At 74.3% G+C, this 1,064-nt stretch carries 2 protein-coding genes; both read left to right on the forward strand.

Annotated elements, in window-relative coordinates:
• Window positions 1–458: rhodanese-like domain-containing protein (locus EHS43_RS45035; protein WP_125196107.1), on the forward strand; the 458-nt coding region annotated here is incomplete at its 5' end.
• Window positions 459–529: 71 nt separating this feature from the next.
• Window positions 530–1,045 (forward strand): immunity 21 family protein, encoded by a 516-nt coding sequence (locus EHS43_RS45040; protein ID WP_125196108.1) that lies wholly within the window; start codon window positions 530–532, stop codon window positions 1,043–1,045.
• Window positions 1,046–1,064: the final 19 nt, after the last annotated feature.

The following is a 1,064-nucleotide window of genomic DNA, read 5'->3' on the forward strand; positions in this document are numbered from 1 at the left end:
ACCCCGTCCTGCGCGTCCCCCCGGCCGCCCCGGCCGAGGCCGCCGCCCACTTCCGGGCCGCCCTCGTCTTCCACGCGGACGTGTCCGACGTCGCCGCCGCACTCGCCGCGGACGGCGACCCCGGGTTCGTGGTCCTCGACTCCCGCTCCACCGCCGCCTGGGACCAGGGGCACATCCCGGGGGCGGTCCACCTGCCCACCGCGCTCATCCCCGAGCAGGCCGGGCAACTCCTCGACCGGTCCGTGCCGGTGGTGACGTACTGCTGGGGCCCGGGCTGCAACGGTGCCACCCGCGCCGCGCTCGCCCTCGCCGAACTCGGCTACCGGGTCAAGGAGATGCTCGGCGGTTTCGAGTACTGGGTGCGCGAGGGCTTCGCGTTCGAGACCTGGGAGGGCCCCGAGCGGCGCACCGCCGACACGTTGACCGCGCCGGCCGACTCGGAGGACTGCGGCTGCTGAGTCCTGGTGGTTCCCGTGGGATTCCTGTGCAGGTGCAACCCCGACGTGTCCGTGCGTGTAGGTTCTGGCCCATGGTGCGATACGCGGAGCCGGGCGCGGCGGAGTGGGTGGAGTCGGGCGGCGGTCCGCTCATAGCGGTGCCGGAGACGGTGCTGCCGTTCTGGGCGGGAGCCGACGGCGACGAGACCGCCTCCGACTACGACCGGGCCTGCGAAGTCGACGGCCGCGTGGGGCTGTTGCCGGTCGGCGACGCGGTGGCCCTGGTCCTCGGGGACGAGCCCGCCTCGACGTCCTACCTCCCCGGCCACGACGTCTTCGTACGGTGGTGCGCCGCCGACTCCGAGGACGAACTCCTCGCCGCGGTCCCCGACGCCCTCGCCACCGCGGTCTGGGAGGACGAGGTGAGCTGGGCGGTACCGGGCCCGGTCGTCCTCTTCGACGCGGCCTGGCCCGGCAACGACGCGGTCAACACCGACCACTTGAAGATCTCGCTCAGCCCCGGCCGGTACGGGGTGCGCGCCGCCGACGTGCGGCCCGGCCCGGAGACCTGGCTGGGCTTGGTACAGCTGCGACGCCTGCCGGACTGAGACGGGGGCAGGGGCAGGG

Source organism: Streptomyces sp. RP5T (assembly GCF_003933965.1).
Lineage (GTDB): Bacteria > Actinomycetota > Actinomycetes > Streptomycetales > Streptomycetaceae > Streptomyces.